The sequence below is a fragment of the Pseudomonas sp. RIT-562 genome, from assembly GCF_026241895.1.
GTDB classification, from domain to species: Bacteria; Pseudomonadota; Gammaproteobacteria; order Pseudomonadales; family Pseudomonadaceae; genus Aquipseudomonas; species Aquipseudomonas mandelii_F.
In genome coordinates, this window is sequence record NZ_JAPJIV010000101.1 from 1 (window position 1) to 209 (window position 209).

General features: G+C 61.7%; 1 protein-coding gene. It reads left to right on the plus strand.

Annotated elements, in window-relative coordinates:
• The coding region (locus ORL50_RS28935) for an FHIPEP family type III secretion protein (RefSeq protein ID WP_266020135.1) at positions 1–209 on the plus strand (209 nt) is incomplete at both ends.

Genomic DNA, 209 nt, shown 5'->3' on the forward strand with positions numbered 1-209 from the left:
AGCCCGTGCCCAGGAAACCAAGGAGCTGGGCTGGGATGACGTGACCCCGATCGACATGATTGGCCTCGAAGTCGGCTACCGCTTGATTCCCCTGGTGGACCGTAACCAGGGTGGTCAGCTGCTGGCGCGGATCAAGGGCGTGCGCAAGAAGCTGTCCCAGGACCTGGGCTTCCTGATGCCGACTGTGCACATTCGTGACAACCTCGACT